The sequence below is a fragment of the Rhizobium sp. SU303 genome, from assembly GCF_021052345.1.
GTDB classification, from domain to species: domain Bacteria; phylum Pseudomonadota; class Alphaproteobacteria; order Rhizobiales; family Rhizobiaceae; genus Rhizobium; species Rhizobium laguerreae.
Genome location: NZ_CP088095.1, coordinates 509,424 through 530,866 on the forward strand (window position 1 = coordinate 509,424; position 21,443 = coordinate 530,866).

The window sequence follows — 21,443 nt, forward strand, 5'->3', positions numbered from 1 at the left end:
ACCGCAGCTGAAATTTATCACCAATGGAATGATACGCCGACATTGACGGCATTGGTGAAGATGTTGGTCTTCAGCCGGTCGCCGCTGTCGATCGGAACGTCGACGCGCGAATAGGTGCCCTTGTATTCGACGAAGGTGGACCAGCGCTCAGTCACCTTGAAGTCGACGCCGGCCTGGGCCTGCAGCGTCACGCCGCCGAATTCATAAGCCCAGGTCTTGCCCTCGGGGCGAATCACTTCGACATGCGGAATGTTCACGCCGATGCCGGCGCCGAGATAGGGCGTCCAGCGGCGGGCCGGATCCTGGAAGCGGTAGAGACCGTTCACGGTGAGCAGGTTCAGGCCGTCGGTGAATTCGAAATGCGACCAGCCGGCCTTGGCGAGCGTGTCGTCGTCGGCATAGACCTTGTCATGGGTAAAATCGAGCGAGATGCCCCAGTTCGGCTTGTTGAAGTCCTCGAGCCACCAGGTGACGCGGGCGCCGTAATAAGGCGGGCTGCCGAAGGACTTGCCTTCCCAGCCGGCGGTGAAACTCGTGCCGTCCGAAACGTCGACACCGCTATGCGGTGCGGTCTGGTAGCCGCCGTAAATGGAGAATTGCAGGTCTTCCGCCGAGGCGGAAACTGCCGAACAGATGGTAAAAAACGCGATGCCCGCAAACAGGGAAGCGGAGGAACGCAGCGCAGATGTCATTGAATAGCCCCGATATAAATATGTCGACTCTTAGGCACGTGTGCCAGCTTTTTGCCGCAAAGTCTAAGCAAAACAAAAGGCGCGTCAAATTGCGCCTTTCGTTTTTTTGTAAGTGTTGCTCAGCCGCCGAACATCGTGCGCAGCACGTCGATGCCCCTGTCCTCGAACGCCACCTTGCCCTGCCTGTTGCCGGGGCCAATGACGATCACCTTGGTGCCGACGGAGGCGCGATCGTAAAGATGCATGACGTCGGCGTTCATCATGCGGATGCAGCCGGAAGACATGTTGAGGCCGATCGTCCAAGGCTGGTTGGTGCCGTGGATGCGAAAGATCGTGTCGCGGCCGCCCTGGTAGAGATACATGGCGCGGGCGCCGAGCGGATTGTCCTCGCCGCCCTCCTGGAAAGCGGGAATAATATGTCCCTTGGCGGCTTCGCGGCGGCGCATCTCGGCCGGCGGCGTCCAGCTCGGCCATTCGGCCTTGCGGCCGATCTTGACGACCCCCGACCAGCCGAAGCCGTCGCGGCCGACTCCGATGCCGTAGCGGGTGGCGCGATTGTTGCCTTCGACGAGGTAGAGATACTTGTTGTTGGTATCGATGATGACGGTGCCGGCGGCCTCCGTCGTCACCAGCCGCACTTTCTTGCGCTTGAACTGCGGCTTCACATATTTCGGCATCTGCGCCACGCGCACGATCTGCGCCGGGCGCCGTGCATTGTCGGACGCGGAGCCGGCGGGTGCAGCAAAGGCGGATGTGGACATCAAGGACAGGACAAGTCCGGCAGCAGCCAGACCCGACATTAGTTTGATCATGATCGATTCCCCTCAAGCAAATCCGCTCGAAGCTACATGAACTTCTGCCCGATTCAAGATCGGTGTGGCCGGATAAAGCATTTTTAGAGAAGGGAGCCGCTTGTTCTTACGGCTCCCTGAATATTAGGTGTGCCGTTACATGACGATGACGCGGGTGCCGACGTTGACGCGGTCGTAGAGGTCGACGACGTCTTCGTTGCGCAGGCGGATGCAGCCGGAGGAAACGGCGCTGCCGATCGACCAGGGCGCGTTGGTGCCGTGGATGCGGTAAAGCGTCGAGCCGAGATACATGGCGCGCGCACCGAGCGGGTTTTCCGCCCCGCCATCCATGCGCGCCGGCAGATAATGGCCCTTGGCGGCTTCGCGGCGGACCATCTCGGAAGGCGGCGTCCAGTCCGGCCATTCGGTCTTGCGGGTGATCTTGTGGGCGCCGGCCCATTCGAAGCCCGGCTTGCCGACGCCGACGCCGTAGCGCCGCGCCTTGCCGCCTTGCATGACCAGATAAAGGAAGCGGTTGTTGGTATCGATGACGATCGTGCCGGGTTTTTCCGTGGTGTCGTAATCGACCATCTGCGGCAGGTATTGCGGTTCGATCGGACGGCGGATCGACGGGATGCCGGGATTGATCGCCGAAACGGTCTGTGGTGCCGCCTGCGGCGCCTGGCGCAGCACGCGGCGCTGGAAAAGACCGCGCTGCTGCTGGCGGACGACCGGCCGCTGATAGACGACGGGACGAACCCTGCCGCCGCCCAGCTGGTTGATCCAGGGCGCGGTCAGATCCGGGCTGAGCACGACGGGCGGGCGGGTTGCGTAGCGGTCGTCTGCAATGGCGGCCGTGGAGAAAATGCCGAAGAGGGCTGCGGCAAGAACAAGCTGTTTCATCATCGGACGAACTCTCTACAAATGACCGAAAATGCGGCTGGCGGGACATGTCCGCCCGGGCGGAGATGTTCCGCCCGGGAATGACGCTGCCACCCTATCCGCCAGCGAATGGTAAAGATCGATTCATGAAAAGCCGACCCACCGGATAAACTTTTCGTCAGGGTTACCGTTCGGTTTGGAAAGACGGTTTGCAAATGGTAAAGCCGGAATCATGAGCAGAGAACGAAGCGGATCCCCGCAGAATGAAGGATCATGAGCGCGACTGGCATCATCATCGGCGAAGACGGCAGGAGCCGCTGCCACTGGCACGCCAACCTGCCCGATTATCTCCGGTATCATGACGAGGAATGGGGCCGCCCCGTCACCGATGATACCCGCCTCTTCGAGAAGATCTGCCTCGAAGGCTTTCAGTCCGGTCTTTCCTGGCTGACGATTCTGCGCAAACGCGAGAATTTCCGCGCCGCCTTTTCGGGTTTCGATTTCGAAAAGGTCTCCCTCTTCGGCGAAGGGGATGTCGCTCGCTGTCTTGCCGATGCGGGCATCATCCGCCATCGCGGCAAGATCGTCTCGACCATCAACAATGCCAAACGCGCAATCGAGCTCAAGGACGAATTCGGCTCGCTCGCCCATTATTTCTGGCGCTACGAACCCGGCCATAACGAGCGGCCGGCGGTGGTCGACCGCGAGCATATCATCGCCAATCCGACGACGCCGACATCGGTGGTCATTTCGAAGGATCTGAAGAAACGCGGCTGGACCTTTGTCGGCCCGACCACAGTTTATGCTTTCATGCAGGCGATGGGTCTCGTCAACGATCATCTGGAAGGCTGCTTCTGCCGGCCCGAGGTCGAAGCGATGCGCACCGCCCTGGTTCGCCCATGAAAGATCATTCCGTGAGAACACTGATCGCCGCTGCTGCCCTTTTCCTCCTGACCGTCTCCGCCATGGCGCAGACGCCGCAGCTCGATCCTGGCGAGAAGCTGGAGAAGCTGCAATTCCCGGCCGTCACCATGCAGTTGAAGGGCTGGACGAAGTTCGGCAATGGCCATGTCTATACGCTGCCGGTGCGCGCCGGCCAGCACCTGAAGATCAGTTTTTCCACCAAGAGCAAATTTGCCTTCCTGGCGATTTTCGACCTGTCGAAGCCCGATGACGAGGCCTTCTTCGGCACCGACGAGGACGGCATGAGCTTCGAGACGACGATCAAGGAAAACGCCACCTGGCTGCTGCGTCCCTATTATTCCAAGGTCTCGCCGCGCCGCGGTCTCGGCGCTCCCTTCAGCATCCTGATCGAGCCGCTGGCGGCTGCCCCGCAGCAGCCGAAACCGCCGGCCGAGCCGGAGCGCCCCTCGCTGTTCCCGAAGGCCCCGCCGAAGCCGCAATGAGGCAGAGGTAGCGCCCAGCTTAGCCGAGCCGGTCGATCAGGTCGCGCAATTCGCCGAGGTGGCCGATCTTGCGGAAACGCGGCGCCTCTTTCGGCTCGTCCACATGTTCCAGCACCCAGGTCAGTTCGTGCGGCACGAAGACGCCGTAGCTGCCGGCGGCGATTGCCGGCACGATATCCGATTTCAGCGAATTGCCGACCATCATCGCCCGTTCCGGCCCGTCGCCGACCTTGGCGAAGATGCGGCGATAGGTGACCGCCGTCTTGTCGGAGACGATCTCGATGGCATCGAAGAAGTCACCGAGCCCGGATTGGGCAAGCTTGCGCTCCTGATCGAAGAGATCCCCCTTGGTGATCATGACAAGCAGATATTTGCCGGCAAGCGCTTCCAGCGTGTCGCGCGCATGCGGCAGGGTCTCGACCGGATGGTTGAGGAGGTCGCGGCCGGTATCGAGGATCTTGGCGATCACGCTGGCCGGCACCTTACCCTCGGTAATCTCGATCGCCGTTTCGATCATGGACAGCGTAAAGCCCTTGATGCCAAAGCCATAGTGGCGAAGGTTGCGTTTTTCGGCCTCCAGCAGCCGCTCGGAAATCTTCGGGCCTTCGGCGAAGTCCGCAAGAAGCTCGGTAAAATGGGCTTCCGTCAGTCGGTAATATTGTTCGTTTTGCCAAAGTGTGTCGTCGGCATCGAAGCCGATCGTCGTCAGTGCTCGCGTCGTCACATGCGCACCTCTTGAAATATGGCCGGCAATCTACCGGCCGCCTGTGTCGAGACAAGGGCGTCAACTTCCGATGCGACAAGGCTTAGCGTTGAAAAGCGCCGTCGTCGCACTACATCGAAACGGCCTCACTCAGCAGCCAGCCACGGCTGTGCCTGTCGCGCGCAGGCCAATAATCAAAAAATGAAGTTCTTGAGTTCGCAAGCCCTCTTGCGCCAGACACAAAGGAATTTTTTCACCATGCGTTACAATCAACTCGGAAATACGGGACTTTTCGTCTCGGAAATCTGCCTTGGCACGATGACCTTCGGCGAAGCCAAGCAAGGCAGCACCTGGGGCGCCATCGCCGACGTCGACCAGAATGCCGCCGACCGGATCGTCGAGCGCTCGCTTGCATCCGGCGTCAATTTCATCGACACGGCCGACGTCTATTCATTTGGCGAGTCCGAAAGGTTGCTCGGCCAGGCGCTGAGGAACCTCGACGTGCCACGCAAGGACGTCGTCATTGCCACCAAGGTCTACGGCGTCATGGGCGACAAGCCGAACGACCGCGGCGCCTCGCGCGGCCACATCATGGATTCGGTCGAGGCGAGCCTCAAGCGCCTGCAGACCGATCATATCGACCTCTATCAGATCCACGGGACCGATACGGTGACGCCGATCGAGGAGACGCTGCGCGCCTTCGACGATCTCGTTTCCCGCGGTCTCGTGCGCTATATCGGCGTCTCCAACTGGCAGGCCTGGCGCATTTCCAAGGCGTTGGGCCTCTCCGAACGCCGGAGCTTTTCCCGTTTCGAAACCGTGCAGGCCTATTACTCCATCGCCGGCCGCGACCTCGAACGCGACATCGTGCCGATGATGCAGGAGGAAAAGCTTGGCCTGATGGTCTGGTCGCCGCTCGCCGGCGGTCTGCTCTCCGGCAAGTACGGTCCCGGCGCGCCCGGCAATGGTGAAGGCCGCCGCGCCAGTTTCGATTTCCCGCCCGTCGACAAGGACAAGGCTTGGGCCTGCGTCGCCGTCATGCGCGAAGTCGCCGAAAAACACGGCGTCAGCGTCGCCACCGTGGCGCTCGCCTATATCCTCGCCAAGCCTTTCGTCACGACAGTCATCATCGGCGCCAAGCGTGTCGACCAACTCGACCAGAACCTTGCCGCCGTCAAGCTGAAGCTCGATGAAGACGATATCAAGAAGCTCGACGAGGTAAGCGCGCTTGCGCCCGAATATCCGGGCTGGATGCTGGCGCGACAGGGCGCCGGCCGTCGTCCAGCCGATTTCGAGCCGAAGGACTGAGATCTCATAAGTCTTGGGGAACGCCGGACATCCGGCGTTCCCCTTTTCATCAACGATCGGCTACTTGCCGTGCGCCTTGAGCCAGGCGTTCATCTCGGCGATCTCGGTTCGCTGTGAATGTCGGCTGCAACCAAATACTGCCGGCGGTCATATCCGGATCACCAGCCGGCAATGACCTTGTGCTCGATCCTATAATCGTTGCTTTCTTCGCCGAGCGGCACGACCGGCCATGTCCAGGCCGCTTTTGCCGGCGGCGGCAAAACGCCGTGCAGCAGGTCGGCCTCTTCATGCGTCTTGCCGTTGCGGTCGATGACGGCATAGGCGATGTCGGTTACTAGGCAGTTGCGGCAGGGAAGCCCCGCAAGTCCGGTCAGATGTGCCGTGATCAGCCTTTCCACCGTGTCTTCAGGCATTCGCCCGGCCTCGGCCTCATGGCGCCGTTTCACGCCGCGACCGATCTGCGACAAGAGGTTGGCGGAAACCACGAAGTCGAGATAGGGCACGCCGCGCAGGAAGCCGAGCGGTTCGGGCTCGCGGCCGGCGGCAAGTTCATCATAGCCGGAGAGATCGCGCTCGATCAGCCGGACGTTGCGATAGAATTTGGCCGACAGCCACAGGCGCACCGAGGCGAGATGAACGAGATCGACCAGGACGACGGTGTCGAAATCCCGCGCCAGCACTTCGATCGGCACGTCGCGCAACAGGCCGGAGCCGAGGACGACGGCGGTCCGCTTCTGCCTGAGGTCGGCCGCTGCTGCCAGGATCGCCTTCCGGCTCATCTCCTCATGTTCGGCCCAATCCGCCGCACAGCGCCCGGCCCGCGACCAGAGATTGACGGAATAGCGGATGAACTTTCGACACGGCTTGCCGGTCAGCGGCAAGGTCGCGGCATAGAGAAGCGCCTCAGTGATCATAAGCATATCCGCATTTCTGGTGGACGCCTCTTCGTTCAATCGATTCCGGTCTTGAGATCAAGGGCCTTCGCCCTTGCCGCTCCCCGCCCAATCCGCTAGGAAACCGCCACTGTCACAGTCAGTGGAATTCCCGGAAATGAACGACAAGCAGAAGAAACCGCAAAAGCTCAAGGCCCGCCTGCCGCGCGGCTTCGTCGACCGCACGGCCGGTGATATCCGCGCCGTCAACGAGATGACGGCAAAGATCCGGGAAGTCTATGAGCATTATGGTTTCGATCCGCTCGAAACGCCGCTGTTCGAATATACCGATGCGCTCGGTAAGTTCCTGCCCGACAGCGACCGGCCGAACGAAGGCGTGTTCTCGTTGCAGGACGATGACGAGCAATGGATGTCGCTGCGTTACGACCTGACGGCGCCGCTCGCCCGTCACGTCGCCGAGAATTTCAACGAGATCCAGCTGCCCTATCGCACCTATCGCGCCGGCTACGTCTTCCGCAACGAGAAGCCGGGCCCCGGCCGCTTCCGCCAGTTCATGCAGTTCGATGCCGATACCGTCGGTGCGCCCGGCGTCCAGGCCGATGCCGAAATGTGCATGATGATGGCCGATACGCTGGAAGCCCTCGGCATCAAGCGCGGCGATTACCTCATCCGCGTCAATAACCGCAAGGTTCTGGATGGCGTGCTCGAAGCGATCGGTCTCGGCGGCGACGACATGGCCGGCCAGCGGCTCAACGTGCTGCGCGCCATCGACAAGCTCGACAAGTTCGGCCCGGAGGGCGTGGCCTTGCTGCTCGGTCCCGGCCGCAAGGATGAATCCGGCGACTTCACCAAGGGCGCCGGTCTCGATCAGGAGCAGATCGACAAGGTGCTGTTCTTCGTCGGCATCAAGGACTATGCCGAAAGCGCTCAACGCCTCGCCGAGCTGGTTGCGGGAACCGCCAGGGGTGGCGAAGGCGTCGAGGAGCTGAATTTCATCGGTGCGCTGGTTACCAGCGCCGGCTATGGCCCTGACCGCATCAAGATCGACCCCTCCGTCGTTCGCGGCCTCGAATATTATACAGGCCCGGTCTATGAGGCCGAACTGACCTTCGACGTCACCAATGAAAAGGGCGAGAAAGTCGTCTTCGGTTCGGTCGGCGGCGGCGGCCGTTATGACGGCCTCGTCTCCCGCTTCATGGGCCAGCCGGTGCCGGCGACCGGCTTTTCGATCGGCGTCTCCCGGCTGATGACGGCGCTGAAAAACCTCGGCAAGCTCGGCGCCAGCGAAGTCATCGAGCCGGTGCTGGTGACCGTCATGGACGGCGATGTCGAGGCGATGGGCCGTTATCAAAAGATGACGCAGGAACTGCGCGCCGCCGGCATCCGCGCCGAGATGTTCCAGGGCAACTGGAAGAAGTTCGGCAATCAGCTGAAATATGCCGATCGCCGCGGCTGCCCCGTCGCCATCATCCAGGGCGGCGACGAGCGCGCCGAAGGCGTGGTGCAGATCAAGGATCTGATCGAAGGCAAGCGGCTCTCCGGCGAGATCGAGGACAATGCCAGCTGGCGCGAAGCGCGCGTAGCGCAGGAAACGGCGCCGGAAGCCGACCTCGTCGCCAACGTGAAGGAGATCCTTGCTGCGCAGGCCGAGGATCGGAAACGGGCGGCCTACGGCTTCGCACTTCCATATGATCCCGCCCAAGTCGGTGACACTGATGAGAACGCTTGAGAGGAATCTCCCCTTCTCCCCTCGGGGAGAAGGTGGCCCGAAGGGTCGGATGAGGGGGCATCACGGCAGAAGCTGTCCTTCGCTCGCCGCTCAGGACATTCGTCGTTTACACTCCTCATCCCCCTCATCTGCCCTGTCGGGCATCTTCTCCCCGCTGGGGAGAAGAGGGAAGTCAAGCCAATGCCCCTGATCAATCTCCCCGAATTCGCCAACGACCTCATTGCCGAATTCATCGAGCGCAACGCCGAGCGCATCGATACGCCTGTCATTCAGCCGGCCGAACCTTTCCTTGATATTGCCGGCGAAGATCTGCGCCGCCGCATCTTCATGACGGAGAGCGAAACCGGCGCCAGCCTCTGCCTACGTCCCGAATTCACCATTCCCGTCTGTCTGCGCCACATCGAGACGGCGACCGGCACGCCGAAGCGTTACGCCTATCTCGGCGAGGTTTTCCGCCAGCGCCGCGACGGCGCCAACGAATTCTATCAGGCCGGCATCGAGGACCTGGGCGATATCAACCTGTCAAGCGCGGACGCCCGCGCTATCGGCGATGCCACCGGCATTCTCGCCCGCCTGCTACCGGGCCGGCGCTTAGCCGTGACATTAGGCGACCAGGCGGTGTTCGAGGCGGTCGTCCAGGCGCTCGGCCTGCCGCTCGGCTGGCAGAAGCGCCTGATCCATGCCTTCGGCAATATGACGCAGTTGGAGGCGTTGCTCGCCAGCCTTGTCAGCCCGCAATTCGTCACCGGGCTGGACGACGATATCGCCAGGCTTGTCGCATCGGGCGACGAGCAGGCGCTGGTCGCCCATCTCGAGCGCGAGATGCAGAAGACCGGCTATTCGACGAATGCCGGCCGCTCGGCCCTGGAGATCGCCCGACGGCTCAAGGAAAAGCTCATCCTGTCCGAAACGCGCCTCGACGATGCCGCCTTCCATGTGCTGGAAGAGTTCCTGTCGCTCGACGTGCCGCTCGTCAATGCGTCCGCGGCCCTTGCCGGTTTCGCCGATGCTGCCGGCCTCAAACTCGGCAACGCGCTCTCGCGCTTCAACGGCCGCGTCGCAGCACTTTCCAATGCCGGCGTCGATCTTTCCTGCCTCGACTATCGTGCCGCCTTCGGACGGCCGCTCGACTATTACACCGGCCTCGTCTTCGAGGTGACGGTCGAAGGTTCGACCGCGGTTCTGGCCGGCGGCGGTCGCTTCGACCGGCTCCTGACCTTCCTCGGTGCGACGGACCGCATCCCGGCCGTCGGCTTCTCTTTCTGGCTCGACCGCATCGAAACCGAAAGGGCAGCCGTATGACCATCACCATCGCGCTTCCCTCCAAGGGCCGGATGAAGGAAGACGCTTCGGCGATCTTCGAACGTGCCGGTATGACGATTTCTGCGGTCGGCAACGATCGCTCCTATCGCGGCCGCGTCGAAGGCTGGGACGATGTGGAAATCGCCTTCCTCTCGGCCTCCGAAATCTCCCGTGAAATCGGCAACGGCACCGTCGATTTCGGCGTCACCGGCGAGGATCTGATGCGGGAGGGTTTTGCCGAGGTCGACAAGCGCGTCGAATTCTGCGCCCGCCTCGGCTTCGGCCACGCCGATGTCGTCGTCGCCGTGCCGGAGATCTGGCTCGATGTCGACACCATGGCCGATCTCGTCGATGTCGCCGCCGATTTTCGCGCCCGCCACTCCAGGCGCCTTGCCATCGCCACCAAATACTGGCGGCTGACCCAGCAGTTCTTTTCGAGCCAGCACGGCATCCAGCTTTATCGCATCGTCGAAAGCCTGGGCGCCACCGAGGGCGCTCCCGCGGCCGGCTCGGCCGATATCATCGTCGATATCACCTCCACCGGCTCGACGCTGCGCGCCAACCATCTGAAGGTGCTCCAGGACGGTGTCATCCTGCATTCGCAGGCCTGCCTGGTGCGCGCCCGCAAGGAAAGCCACGCCGGCGAGCCTGTCGTGCAGGCGATCATAGAGGCAGTGCGCGCCGCCCTCTGATCTCAGTCATAAAGACCAAAAGAAAACCCGCCGTCGGATGACGGCGGGTTCGCTATGTCTGGGAGGATGTCTGCTGGTGTTACGCAGCTGCGTAGGCGCCGCGGCGGGCGTCGAGCGAGTAGGCGCCTGCGCCATTGGTGGCGAGCATGATATAGGCGCCGGCGAGCGTGATGTTCTTCATGAGATTGACGAAGTTCAGGCCGTTGATCCAGCCGTTGGCGGCGGCCGGGAAATCCGGAACATTGACCGGTGCAAGATGGAAGACAAGGCCGGTGAAGACACAGAAGACGGCGAGCAGCCAGCCGACGATGCGGACCTGGAAGCCGACGAGCACGGCAATGCCGGTTGCGAGTTCGAAGAGGCCGGCGAGATAGGCGAGCGCGGTGGACGCCGGAAGACCGGCGCCGGCGATCATGCCTGCGGTCGAGGCCGGATCGGTTACCTTGCCGAAGCCGGCGAAGATGAACATGAAGGAAAGCAGGATACGGGCAATCAGGATGATGACGTTGTTCGACATGGACGTTGTCTCCGTTTCAAGGACTTTGGAGATCACGGTGCCGCCCCGGCACCGGTTCGACCTCGGATGCCTCTATGTCGCTCTTTTCTCTTGTTGTGGAAAGATAAACGAAAGGGGACACTTCGTTCACTAATATGGAACGATCTACCTTGCGGTCTCCCCGCTTGCCTTTGCCAAGCCCGGTCTTTTATGGTCAGCGCCCAACATGGAGAATCCGATGGCAGATCTTTCCGCATTTCCGATCACGACGCGCTGGCCGGCGAAAAATCCCGACATCATCCAGCTCTATTCCCTGCAGACGCCGAATGGGGTGAAGGTCTCAGTCGCCCTCGAGGAGCTCGGCCTTGCCTACGAGCCGCATTATATTTCCTTCGCCGCCAACGAGCAGAAGTCGCCGGAATTCGAATCTCTCAACCCAAACGGCCGCATTCCGGCGATCATTGATCCGAACGGGCCGGATGGGAAGCCGATCGGCCTTTTCGAATCCGGCGCCATTCTGCTTTATCTCGCGGAAAAAACTGGCAAGCTCATCCCTGCCGATGCTGCCGGCCGATATGAAACCATCCAATGGGTGTTTTTCCAGATGGCGGGCATCGGCCCGATGTTCGGCCAGTTCGGTCATTTCTACAAATTTGCCGCCGACAAGGTCGTCAACAATTCCTACCCGGTGGAGCGTTATCGCGATGAATCCAAGCGCCTGCTCGGGGTGCTTGAAGACCGGTTGAAGGGCCGTCAGTGGATCATGGGCGACCAGTACACCATCGCCGACATCACCACCTTCACCTGGGTTCGCGGTGCCGATATCTTCTATGGCGGCCGCGAGGTTCTCGAATACGCGAAATTCCCCGCCGTCTCGGATTGGCTGGAGCGCTGCATCGCTCGTCCGGCAAGTGCCAGGGGTCTAAACATACCGGTCAAGCCGGAGTAACGAAAGATAGCTGGAAAGTAGAAAGGCCGCCCTCGCAGACGTCGGGGCGGCCATTGATTTTGCTTTTCCGGCTTATTGCTGGCGACTGAATAAAATGATGCAGCAATTCAAAATGCTACAGCGTCCTTTGCGCGTCTGAAAAGCTGCGCGGCGCTGTCGTGATCTGCTTTGCGCCTTCCAGCTTGAAGCGCGGAAAGACGAAAACGCCGGCCATGCTGCCGCTGTATTTCTGCTCGAGACCATTGGACTCGCCCATGCAGAAGAGCGGCTGGCGAAAGCCGTTCGGCATGATGATCGTCGTCGAAAAACAGAAGGAGGAGCAGAGCGTCGCCGCCTGCTCGAACAGCTCCAATATGTGGCTGCGGTCCTTGGCATCATAGCAGCGGATCAGGCCGAGCAGCCCGCAATCCTGCGTGGCAAGGCCGTGCAGCATCGCGCTCCATTCGCCGAGACGGAGCATGCCGCTCGAAAAATCTCCAGTCCAGGCTTCGGAAACGGAAAACTGCGCCAACATCTTATGATTTTGATTGGCGTCATCAAGCGAGCTGGGTGTCAAAGGTACGGCTGCATTGGCTCTGGCGATGTTAAACAAGGCGTTCCCCCGTTCGGATGCGGCTCCTCGGCCGCACGCTCGGCAAACACAAAGAAACAGGATCACGCAGCAGCGGGCATGATGCCCGCGCTTACCTCCGGCGATTATTGCCACGGCCATCTGGCCTCCGTAACCGGAGCCCCTCAAAGCCGAACGTTCACGTATGCTCTCCGTGCTCCGGCCTCGTCTATTGGCGAGAACTATCGCCGGGCGCGGTTGAAGTGCAGCGCGGATTTATAGGGGCTTTTGGACAAACGGCAACGGCTTTTTAAGGGGTATTCGGATCGGCCTCTTTTCTTAGGATGTCTGCATCTTCGGCCTATTTCGCGAGAATTGGCATGGGAAGATCATCTTTGAGAGCTTTGCAAACGTTTTCACTCAACGTCAGGCCGGAAATGTTGCAGCAGCACTGCGATCTCTCGCATGCCGGCAGGCTGAGAAATACGCAGGCAGCGCAAGTTTGGCGCAAGCTTCGTGCCTCGGACCTGCAAGAGGGAGATGGGTAAATGTTTCGCCGGCTATGCCAATCAGTGTGCCGCGCGTCGAATCGCTTTGGTCAAAGAAAAGGGCGACCCGAGGGCCGCCCTTCCTGTTCCGGATGCCGGAATGGTAGTCAGTGATGGCTTTCGCCGATCACATCATGTCCATTCCGCCCATTCCGCCCATGCCGCCCGGCATGCCGCCGCCAGCCGATTCTTTCTTCGGCAGTTCGGCGATCATGGCTTCGGTGGTGATCAGCAGCGATGCGACAGAAGCAGCGTTCTGCAGCGCCGTGCGAACGACCTTGAGCGGGTCGACGATACCCATGGCGATCATGTCGCCATATTCGGATGTCTGGGCGTTGTAGCCGAAGTTGTCTTCGTTCTTGTCGAGGACCTTGCCGACAACGATCGAGGCTTCGTCGCCTGCGTTTTCAGCGATCTGACGAACGAGCGACTGCAGGGCGCGGCGAACGATGTTGATGCCGGCTTCCTGGTCGTCGTTTGCACCCTTGACGGTGATCTTCGTGGAGGAGCGGAGCAGAGCGATACCGCCGCCGGGGACGATGCCTTCCTGAACGGCAGCGCGCGTCGCGTTGAGCGCGTCGTCGATGCGGTCCTTCTTTTCCTTCACTTCGACTTCCGTCGAGCCGCCGACGCGGATGACGGCAACGCCGCCAGCGAGCTTGGCAAGACGTTCCTGCAGCTTCTCGCGGTCGTAGTCGGAGGTGGTTTCTTCGATCTGCGCCTTGATCTGGGCAACACGGCCTTCGATGTCGGTCTTGGCGCCCGAACCGTCGACGATCGTGGTGTTTTCCTTGGAGATCGAAACCTTCTTGGCACGGCCGAGCATGTCGAGCGTGACGGATTCGAGCTTGATGCCGAGGTCTTCGGAGATGACAGTGCCGCCCGTCAGGATGGCGATGTCTTCGAGCATGGCCTTGCGGCGGTCGCCGAAGCCAGGCGCCTTGACGGCAGCGATCTTCAGGCCGCCGCGCAGCTTGTTGACGACGAGCGTAGCAAGCGCTTCGCCTTCGACGTCTTCAGCAACGATGAGGAGCGGCTTGCCGGTCTGAACGACGGCTTCGAGAACCGGGAGCATCGACTGCAGGTTCGAGAGCTTCTTCTCGTGAAGGAGAATGAAGACGTCTTCGAGGTCGGCGATCATCTTTTCCGGGTTGGTCACGAAGTAGGGGCTGAGGTAGCCGCGGTCGAACTGCATGCCTTCGACGACTTCGAGTTCGGTTTCGGCGGTCTTGGCTTCTTCAACCGTGATGACGCCTTCGTTGCCGACCTTCTGCATGGCTTCAGCAATGTCGAGACCGACCTGCTTGTCGCCATTTGCCGAAATCGTGCCGACCTGTGCAACTTCTTCCGAAGTCGAGATCTTCTTGGCCTTGGCCTGGAGATCCTTCACGACGTCGGCGACAGCGAGGTCGATGCCGCGCTTCAGGTCCATCGGGTTCATGCCGGCTGCAACGGCCTTGTTGCCTTCGCGAACGATCGCCTGGGCAAGAACGGTTGCCGTCGTGGTGCCGTCGCCGGCGATGTCGTTGGTCTTCGAAGCAACTTCGCGGACCATCTGGGCGCCCATGTTTTCGAACTTGTCTTCGAGTTCGATTTCCTTGGCGACGGAAACGCCGTCCTTGGTGATGCGCGGCGCGCCGAAGGACTTGTCGATGATGACGTTACGGCCCTTCGGGCCGAGCGTTACCTTGACTGCATCGGCGAGAATGTCGACGCCGCGCAGCATCTTTTCGCGCGCGGTGCGGCCAAACTTGATTTCTTTAGATGCCATATTCTTAACTCCTGAATTCGAGTTGTTCGGGCAAAGAGCCCGTCAGCCATTTCGGGAAAGCAGGTCGGCCGATCAGCCGATGATGCCCATGATGTCGGCTTCCTTCATGATCAGAAGGTCTTCGCCGTCGATCTTGACTTCGGTGCCGGACCACTTGCCGAACAGAATGCGGTCGCCAGCCTTGACGTCGAGTGCGACGACCTTGCCGGACTCATCGCGCGCGCCGGAGCCGACGGCGACGATTTCGCCTTCCTGCGGCTTTTCCTTGGCGGTATCGGGAATGATGATGCCGCCCTTGGTCTTGGCTTCGGACTCAACGCGGCGAACAACGACGCGGTCGTGAAGGGGGCGGAAGTTGGTGCTTGCCATTGTCTAATCCCTCGATCGAATGACATTCGCGGACCGGAGTGGCCCACATGGATAGATGTTAGCACTCCCTTGCGGTGAGTGCTAGCGACGAGCATTTAGGGATGGCTCCGAGAGGAGTCAATGAGAGCAATCACGAATTTTTGTGCCGGAATTGTGAAGAGGCCGGAGAATAGTCGGAGATTGCGGCCGAAACCATGGCGCGGCCGAACTTTGCCGAACTCGTCCGCCGCCGGCGATCTGGCGCTTTGCGGCAATCGTCAAAACCCCTTGCCCATCCGCTTCGCCGGATCGCCGTTCGAGCTCTTCGCATTGGCCCGGCAGCAAAGAAAATGCCTTGCCATCGCCTTGCGCCTTTGCAATGTCACCGGTGACTGAAGCAAATCGGGAAATCGGAATGGCCAAGCGGATAGAAAACTTCTCGGAGATATCAGGTCACTATGATGTGGTGCTCTGCGATGTCTGGGGCGTCGTTCACAACGGCGTCGATCCGTTCCCGAAGGCGGCAGCAGCCCTTGAAGCGGCACGCGACAGCGGCCTCGCCGTCGTCCTCATCACCAATTCTCCGCGCCTTTCCTGGCAGGTGGTCGAGCAGTTGCGCCAGATCGGCGTTCCCGACAGCGCCTATGACAGGATCGTCACCTCCGGCGACGTCACGCGCGGGTTGATCGCCGAAGGGCCGAAGACCGTCTTTCTGCTCGGCCCCGAGCGCGACAAGGCGCTGCTCGAAGGCATTGGCGTCGAGCGCCGGCCGGCGGGCGAAGCGCAATCGCTGGTCTGCACCGGCTTTTTCGACGACGAGACGGAGAAGCCGGAGGATTACACCGAGATGCTTCTCGATTTCAAAACCCGCGAGGTGCCGATGATCTGCGCCAATCCCGACCTCATCGTCGAGCGCGGCCATCGCATCATCCCCTGCGCCGGCGCCATGGCCGCCTATTACGAGCAGCTCGGCGGAAAAACCCGCATCGCCGGCAAGCCGCATCGGCCGATCTACGAGGCGACGCTTGCGGCTGCCCGCGAGCTTCGCGGTGATTTCCCGGTCGAGCGCGTGCTGGCGATCGGCGACGGCATGCCGACCGATGTGCGGGGCGCCTTGAATTACGGCCTCGACCTCCTCTACATCAGCGGTGGTATCCACGCTAAGGAATATACTCTCAACGGCGAGACCGACGAGGCGCTCCTCAACGCCTATCTCGAACGGGAAAACGCCGCGCCAAAGTGGTGGATGCCCCGCCTTGCATGAAGACACGCCTTGCATGAAGAGAGCCAGCCGATGACCGTCTTCCACCGCAATGAAACCCGGGAACCCCTACCCGCCCATCTGAAGGGCGGCGTCATTGCCATCGGCAATTTCGATGGCGTGCACCGCGGCCATCAATCGGTGCTGAGCCGGGCGCTGGAGATCTCGAAGGCGCGCAGCATTCCCGGCTTGGTGCTGACCTTCGAGCCGCATCCTCGAACGGTCTTCCAGCCGCAGACGCCGGTCTTCCGGCTGACGCCCGCGCCGCTCAAGGCCCGCATCCTGGAAACGCTTGGTTTCAACGCGGTCATCGAATATCCGTTCGACTATGAATTTTCACAGCGCTCGGCCGACGATTTCATCCATTCGATCCTGAAGGATTGGCTCGGCGCCTCCGAAGTCGTCACCGGCTTCGATTTCCATTTTGGCCGCGGCCGCGAGGGCGGTCCGGCCTTCTTGATGAATGCCGGCCAAACCTACGGCTTCGGCGTCACCCTGATCGATGCCTTCCGCGACGAAAACGCCGATGTCGTCTCTTCGAGCCATATCCGCGCGCTCCTGAAGGAGGGCAATGTCAGCGAAGTCGCCGGCATGCTCGGTTACCGCTATACGGTGGAAGCCGAGGTGATCGATGGCGAAAAGCTCGGCCGGCAGCTGGGTTTCCCGACAGCCAACATGCGCCTGCCGCCGGAGGTCGAACTTGCCGCCGGCATCTACGCCGTCCGCTTCCGCCGCCAGGACGGCACGCTCCACGATGCCGTCGCCAGCTATGGCCGCCGCCCGACGGTGACGGAAAACGGCGCACCGCTGCTCGAAACCTATCTTTTCGATTTCAGCGGCGATCTCTATGGCCAGCTCTGCTCAGTCTCCTTCTTCGGCTATATTAGACCCGAGCTGAAATTCGAGGGCCTCGATCCGCTCGTCGCCCAGATCAAACGCGATGAGGAAGAGGCGAGGGCGCTGCTTGCCGGTGTTAAGCCGCTCGGCGCTCTTGATCAGAAACTCTGCTTTTCCTGATGTCGCCTTGAGTTATCTCCGGCTCAGCGGAAACTGAGCGGGATCGTTTGTCCATGGATCGAAGATCGCCGCGCCGGAGAAGCGCGTATCCCTGACGTTTCGCGTCACCAGATAGAGATTGTGCTCGATTGCGGTGGCAGCGAGCATCGTGTCGACAACCGACGGCGCATGTCCGGTCTTGAGTTTCACCCGCCCCGAAATGACGCCCCAGTGTCTGACGGCTGCGTCGCTCAGCGAAAGAACGCGTTGCGAAAACCTTTCCTCCAGCGCATCGCGGGAGGCGGCATAGCGATAGCGGTTTTGATCGTCGTCGGGCAGGTTTTCGATGCCCTTGTCATATTCCGCCAGCGTGAGGATGCTGATGAACATCTTCTTCTCGTCTTGGGCCGCAGCCCAGGATTTGACGGAGGGTGCGCCGTTCGGATTGATCAGCGCGGCAATGACGTTGGTATCGAGCAGCCAGCCGATCACAGCTCGGCATCCCGCCCGTAATCTGCCTCTCGCTCGAGGTCTAGCTCTTTGAGATCGAGGCTTTCCATGAAGGCGACGAAAGGTTTTTTCGGTTCGGCTTTGGTCAGTTGGTCGAGCTCTTCGGCGCTGATGACGACGACGCTGTCCCGGCCGCGAACGGTCACGCGCTGTGGTCCTTCGCTATGTGCACGACGGACTACCTCGCTGAAGCGCGCTTTCGCGTCCTCGAGCTTCCAGCTTTGCTTCGTGATTTTTTTCATACTTCTGGCTCTCGATCTAATCTAGTCAGATAGTCAGTTATATACGGCAAGCCGCATAGAGTTTCCAGCCATAGGCTTTCCGGAACGATGCGGGCACCGGCGATTCCAGCCGTTGAAGCCGATTGACAACCGCGAATTCTTCTCTTCCTTTTCCCGGCAAAAACGCCTATGAACCGGCGCGATGAAGAAATATCGGCTGGCAATGATGATGCGAATTATCGGCCCGGCCTTCCGCGCGCGCTAAGCGGCCGGAAGGTCCGGGTTTTTGGCGCTTGGATACGAGCGCTTCCGTCACCAGCAATTTCACGCCCGTTGCGCCCCTTCCTGGGCCGCCAGAAAACGATTGTCAGACATGACCGACACAGCCGAAAAGATCGACTATTCGAAGACCCTCTATTTGCCCGAGACCGACTTCCCCATGCGCGCCGGCCTGCCGCAGAAGGAACCGGAACTCGTCAAGCGCTGGCAGGAGATGGGTCTCTACAAGAAACTGCGCGCTTCCGCCGCCGGCCGCGAGAAATTCGTCCTTCACGACGGCCCGCCCTATGCCAACGGCAACATCCATATCGGCCACGCGCTAAACAAGATCCTCAAGGACGTCATCAACCGTTCGTTCCAGATGCGCGGCTATGACGCCAATTACGTGCCTGGCTGGGATTGCCACGGCCTGCCGATCGAATGGAAGATCGAAGAGAAGTACCGCGAGAAGGGCAAGAACAAGGACGAGGTCCCAGTCAACGAATTCCGCCGGGAATGCCGTGAATTCGCCGCCGGCTGGATCAAGGTCCAGGCGGAAGAGTTCAAGCGCCTCGGCATCGAGGGTGACTTCGACAATCCCTATACGACGATGAACTTCCACGCGGAGTCGCGCATCGCCGGTGAACTCCTGAAGATCGCCGCGAGCGGGCAGCTCTATCGCGGCTCCAAGCCGATCATGTGGTCGGTGGTCGAGCGCACGGCGCTGGCCGAGGCCGAGGTCGAGTACCAGGATTATGAGAGCGACACGATCTGGGTGAAATTCCCGGTGGTCGAAGGTCCGGTCGCGCTCAAGGATGCGTTCGTGGTCATCTGGACGACCACGCCCTGGACGATCCCCGGCAACCGCGCGGTTTCCTTTTCGCCACGCATCTCCTACGGCCTCTATGAAGTGACGGCCGCCGAGAACGATTTTGGTCCGCGTCCCGGCGAAAAGCTGATCTTTGCCGATAAGCTGGCCGAGGAATCCTTCGCCAAGGCCAAGCTGCAGTACAAGCGCTTGAGCGATGTCTCTGCGGCCGACTTCGCAGCGATGACCTGCGCGCATCCCTTCAAGGGTCTCGACGGCGGTTATGAATTCCGTGTGCCGCTGCTCGATGGCGACCACGTCACTGACGATGCCGGCACCGGCTTCGTCCACACCGCACCCAGCCACGGTCGCGAAGACTTCGACGCCTGGATGTCGGCTGTCCGCACGCTTGAGGCCCGCGGCATCGACACCAAAATCCCGTTCCCGGTCGACGACGGCGGCTTCTATACCGCCGACGCTCCCGGCTTCGAGGGCGCCCGCGTCATCGACGACAACGGCAAGAAGGGCGATGCCAACGACCGTGTCATCAGGGAACTGATCGCCCGCGGCGCGCTCTTTGCCCGCGGCCGTCTGAAGCACCAGTATCCGCACTCCTGGCGCTCGAAGAAGCCGGTCATTTTCCGCAACACGCCGCAATGGTTCGTCTATATGGACAAGACCCTTGCCGACGGTACGACGCTGCGTTCGCGCGCGCTCAGTGCGATCGACGATACGCGCTTCGTGCCGGCCGCCGGCCAGAACCGCCTGCGCGCCATGATCGAGGGCCGTCCGGACTGGGTGCTCTCGCGCCAGCGCGCCTGGGGCGTGCCGATCGCCGTCTTTGCCGACGATGAGGGCGAGGTCCTGGTCGACGAAGCCGTCAACGGCCGCATCCTCGAAGCCTTCGAACATGAGGGCGCCGACGCCTGGTTTGCCGAAGGCGCCAAGGAGCGCTTCCTCGGCAATGACCACGACCATTCCCGCTGGACCCAGGTCATGGATATCCTCGACGTCTGGTTCGACTCTGGCTCGACGCACACCTTCACGCTCGAAGACCGCCCGGACCTGAAGTGGCCGGCCGACCTTTATCTTGAAGGTTCCGACCAGCATCGCGGCTGGTTCCATTCGTCGCTGCTGGAATCGGCGGCAACCCGCGGCCGCGCGCCTTACAACGCCGTCCTCACCCATGGATTCACCATGGACGAGAAGGGCGAGAAGATGTCGAAGTCGAAGGGCAACGTCACAGCACCTCAGGAAGTGATGAAGGATGCCGGCGCCGATATCCTTCGCCTCTGGGTGATGACCTCCGATTATGCCGACGACCTGCGCGTCGGCAAGACGATCATCCAGACCAATGTCGACGCCTATCGCAAGTTGCGCAACACCATCCGCTGGATGCTCGGCACGCTTGCCCACGACAAGGGCGAGGAGATCGCGCTTGTCGATCTGCCGGAGCTGGAGCAGCTGATGCTGCACCGGCTGGCCGAACTCGACGAGCTGGTGCGCGAGAACTACGATGCCTTCGACTTCAAGAAGATCGCCCGCGCGCTGATCGATTTCGCCAATGTCGAGCTGTCGGCCTTCTATTTCGATGTCCGCAAGGATGCGCTCTATTGCGACGCGCCGTCGAGCCTGCGTCGGCGCGCCAGCCTGCACGTCATCCGCCAGATCTTCGATTGCATGGTGACGTGGCTTGCCCCGATGCTGCCCTTCACCACCGAGGAGGCCTGGCTGTCGCGCAATCCGTCCGCCGTTTCCGTGCATCTGGAGCAGTTTGCCCCGGTTGCAAAGGAATGGCGCAACGATGCCCTAGCCGAGAAGTGGAAGAAGATCCGCGCCGTGCGTTCGGTCGTGACCGGCGCTCTGGAAATCGAGCGGAAGGACAAGCGCATCGGCTCCTCGCTGGAAGCGGCTCCTGTCGTTCATATCGCCGATCCGGAGCTGCTGAAGGCCCTGGCGGGCCAGGACTTCACCGAGGTCTGCATCACGTCGGCAATCGAGATCAAGGCCGGTGAAGGACCGGTGGATGCCTTCCGCCTGGCGGAGGTCCCGGAGGTCAGCGTCGTGCCGAAGCTTGCAGAGGGCGAGAAATGCGCCCGCTCCTGGCGCATCACCAGGGATGTCGGCTCCGATCCGGAATATCCTGATGTTTCGGCCCGCGATGCCGCCGCCCTTCGCGAGCTTGCCGCGCTCAAGTGAAGAATATTGCCGGGTGAATTGCGTTTTCGCGGTTCATCCGGTAAAAGCTGCCTGAAAATGGCCGGAATTTTGCGTCAGGGGGACGGTTGTCCGGTTGGGCGACGATTGCACCGGCAGGGCTGGAAGGGTT

The 21,443-nt window shown here is 61.2% G+C and carries 22 protein-coding genes; 10 read left to right on the forward strand and 12 right to left on the reverse strand.

What is annotated here, in order from left to right; all coding sequences use genetic code 11:
• Positions 1–17 precede the first annotated feature (17 nt).
• The 3 genes from RlegSU303_RS02465 to RlegSU303_RS02475 form a co-directional block, all read right to left on the reverse strand.
• Positions 18–692: an outer membrane protein gene (locus RlegSU303_RS02465; RefSeq protein ID WP_017959134.1), complete on the reverse strand. Its 675-nt coding sequence runs from the start codon at positions 690–692 to the stop codon at positions 18–20.
• A 119-nt stretch (positions 693–811) separates the two neighbouring features.
• On the reverse strand, positions 812–1,504 hold the full coding sequence (locus RlegSU303_RS02470) for a L,D-transpeptidase (protein ID WP_017959135.1): 693 nt from the start codon (positions 1,502–1,504) through the stop codon (positions 812–814).
• Between the two features lie 135 nt (positions 1,505–1,639).
• On the reverse strand, positions 1,640–2,389 hold the full coding sequence (locus RlegSU303_RS02475; protein WP_094086657.1) for a L,D-transpeptidase: 750 nt from the start codon (positions 2,387–2,389) through the stop codon (positions 1,640–1,642).
• Between the two features lie 249 nt (positions 2,390–2,638).
• On the opposite strand from RlegSU303_RS02475, the gene RlegSU303_RS02480 reads away from it, so the two are divergent.
• Positions 2,639–3,268, forward strand: coding sequence for a DNA-3-methyladenine glycosylase I (locus RlegSU303_RS02480; protein ID WP_094086656.1), 630 nt, complete (start codon positions 2,639–2,641; stop codon positions 3,266–3,268).
• Positions 3,265–3,771 carry a hypothetical protein gene (locus RlegSU303_RS02485; protein WP_017959138.1) on the forward strand — a complete coding sequence of 169 codons (507 nt, stop codon included), beginning with the start codon at positions 3,265–3,267 and terminating at the stop codon, positions 3,769–3,771. Before RlegSU303_RS02480 ends, RlegSU303_RS02485 begins: the two co-directional genes overlap by 4 nt.
• A 19-nt stretch (positions 3,772–3,790) precedes the next feature.
• Here the strand turns inward: RlegSU303_RS02485 and RlegSU303_RS02490 are convergent, their stop codons facing one another.
• Positions 3,791–4,495 (reverse strand): HAD family hydrolase, encoded by a 705-nt coding sequence (locus RlegSU303_RS02490; protein ID WP_094086655.1) that lies wholly within the window; start codon positions 4,493–4,495, stop codon positions 3,791–3,793.
• Positions 4,496–4,732: 237 nt separating this feature from the next.
• Here RlegSU303_RS02490 and RlegSU303_RS02495 point away from each other — a divergent pair, with 237 nt between their 5' ends.
• The gene (locus RlegSU303_RS02495) at positions 4,733–5,782 is read left to right on the forward strand and encodes an aldo/keto reductase (protein WP_094086654.1); all 1,050 of its coding nucleotides are present in this window, start codon (positions 4,733–4,735) and stop codon (positions 5,780–5,782) included.
• 158 nt (positions 5,783–5,940) lie between these two features.
• Here RlegSU303_RS02495 and RlegSU303_RS02500 read toward each other — a convergent pair whose 3' ends face one another.
• Positions 5,941–6,702, reverse strand: coding sequence for a hypothetical protein (locus RlegSU303_RS02500; RefSeq protein WP_077976631.1), 762 nt, complete (start codon positions 6,700–6,702; stop codon positions 5,941–5,943).
• A gap of 130 nt (positions 6,703–6,832) precedes the next feature.
• Here RlegSU303_RS02500 and hisS point away from each other — a divergent pair, with 130 nt between their 5' ends.
• The 3 genes from hisS (at position 6,833) to hisG (ending at position 10,398) form a co-directional block, all read left to right on the forward strand.
• Positions 6,833–8,404 (forward strand): histidine--tRNA ligase, encoded by a 1,572-nt coding sequence (hisS, locus tag RlegSU303_RS02505; RefSeq protein ID WP_094086653.1) that lies wholly within the window; start codon positions 6,833–6,835, stop codon positions 8,402–8,404.
• 180 nt (positions 8,405–8,584) lie between these two features.
• Positions 8,585–9,706 carry an ATP phosphoribosyltransferase regulatory subunit gene (locus tag RlegSU303_RS02510; protein WP_094086652.1) on the forward strand — a complete coding sequence of 374 codons (1,122 nt, stop codon included), beginning with the start codon at positions 8,585–8,587 and terminating at the stop codon, positions 9,704–9,706.
• Positions 9,703–10,398 carry an ATP phosphoribosyltransferase gene (gene hisG / locus RlegSU303_RS02515; RefSeq protein ID WP_094086651.1) on the forward strand — a complete coding sequence of 232 codons (696 nt, stop codon included), beginning with the start codon at positions 9,703–9,705 and terminating at the stop codon, positions 10,396–10,398. The genes RlegSU303_RS02510 and hisG overlap by 4 nt, the downstream gene beginning before the upstream one ends.
• Positions 10,399–10,477: 79 nt before the next feature.
• Here hisG and RlegSU303_RS02520 read toward each other — a convergent pair whose 3' ends face one another.
• Complete coding sequence (locus RlegSU303_RS02520) at positions 10,478–10,915, reverse strand: DoxX family protein (protein WP_011650625.1); 438 nt, start codon at positions 10,913–10,915, stop codon at positions 10,478–10,480.
• A gap of 217 nt (positions 10,916–11,132) precedes the next feature.
• On the opposite strand from RlegSU303_RS02520, the gene RlegSU303_RS02525 reads away from it, so the two are divergent.
• On the forward strand, positions 11,133–11,843 hold the full coding sequence (locus RlegSU303_RS02525; RefSeq protein WP_094086650.1) for a glutathione binding-like protein: 711 nt from the start codon (positions 11,133–11,135) through the stop codon (positions 11,841–11,843).
• A 115-nt stretch (positions 11,844–11,958) separates the two neighbouring features.
• Here the strand turns inward: RlegSU303_RS02525 and RlegSU303_RS02530 are convergent, their stop codons facing one another.
• From RlegSU303_RS02530 to RlegSU303_RS02545, 4 genes are all read right to left on the reverse strand, one after another.
• Positions 11,959–12,435, reverse strand: a complete 477-nt coding sequence (locus tag RlegSU303_RS02530) for a hypothetical protein (RefSeq protein WP_094086649.1) — start codon at positions 12,433–12,435, stop codon at positions 11,959–11,961.
• A 633-nt stretch (positions 12,436–13,068) separates the two neighbouring features.
• A complete protein-coding gene (gene groL, locus RlegSU303_RS02535; RefSeq protein WP_003545786.1) occupies positions 13,069–14,712 on the reverse strand; it encodes a chaperonin GroEL in 1,644 nt (547 codons plus the stop codon).
• 72 nt (positions 14,713–14,784) lie between these two features.
• A complete protein-coding gene (gene groES / locus RlegSU303_RS02540) occupies positions 14,785–15,081 on the reverse strand; it encodes a co-chaperone GroES (protein ID WP_003545797.1) in 297 nt (98 codons plus the stop codon).
• Between the two features lie 117 nt (positions 15,082–15,198).
• Positions 15,199–15,483, reverse strand: coding sequence for a hypothetical protein (locus tag RlegSU303_RS02545; RefSeq protein ID WP_131720582.1), 285 nt, complete (start codon positions 15,481–15,483; stop codon positions 15,199–15,201).
• On the opposite strand from RlegSU303_RS02545, the gene RlegSU303_RS02550 reads away from it, so the two are divergent.
• Positions 15,476–16,324 carry a TIGR01459 family HAD-type hydrolase gene (locus RlegSU303_RS02550; protein WP_094086648.1) on the forward strand — a complete coding sequence of 283 codons (849 nt, stop codon included), beginning with the start codon at positions 15,476–15,478 and terminating at the stop codon, positions 16,322–16,324. The two genes, RlegSU303_RS02545 and RlegSU303_RS02550, sit on opposite strands and share 8 nt — an antisense overlap.
• A gap of 30 nt (positions 16,325–16,354) precedes the next feature.
• Positions 16,355–17,338: a bifunctional riboflavin kinase/FAD synthetase gene (locus RlegSU303_RS02555; protein WP_094087676.1), complete on the forward strand. Its 984-nt coding sequence runs from the start codon at positions 16,355–16,357 to the stop codon at positions 17,336–17,338.
• Positions 17,339–17,350: 12 nt separating this feature from the next.
• Here the strand turns inward: RlegSU303_RS02555 and RlegSU303_RS02560 are convergent, their stop codons facing one another.
• On the reverse strand, positions 17,351–17,809 hold the full coding sequence (locus tag RlegSU303_RS02560) for a type II toxin-antitoxin system VapC family toxin (protein ID WP_094086647.1): 459 nt from the start codon (positions 17,807–17,809) through the stop codon (positions 17,351–17,353).
• Positions 17,806–18,069 (reverse strand): type II toxin-antitoxin system Phd/YefM family antitoxin, encoded by a 264-nt coding sequence (locus tag RlegSU303_RS02565; RefSeq protein WP_017959151.1) that lies wholly within the window; start codon positions 18,067–18,069, stop codon positions 17,806–17,808. The genes RlegSU303_RS02560 and RlegSU303_RS02565 overlap by 4 nt, the downstream gene beginning before the upstream one ends.
• Before the next feature lie 352 nt (positions 18,070–18,421).
• Here RlegSU303_RS02565 and ileS point away from each other — a divergent pair, with 352 nt between their 5' ends.
• Positions 18,422–21,313, forward strand: coding sequence for an isoleucine--tRNA ligase (gene ileS, locus RlegSU303_RS02570; RefSeq protein WP_094087675.1), 2,892 nt, complete (start codon positions 18,422–18,424; stop codon positions 21,311–21,313).
• The last annotated feature ends 130 nt before the right edge of the window (positions 21,314–21,443 follow it).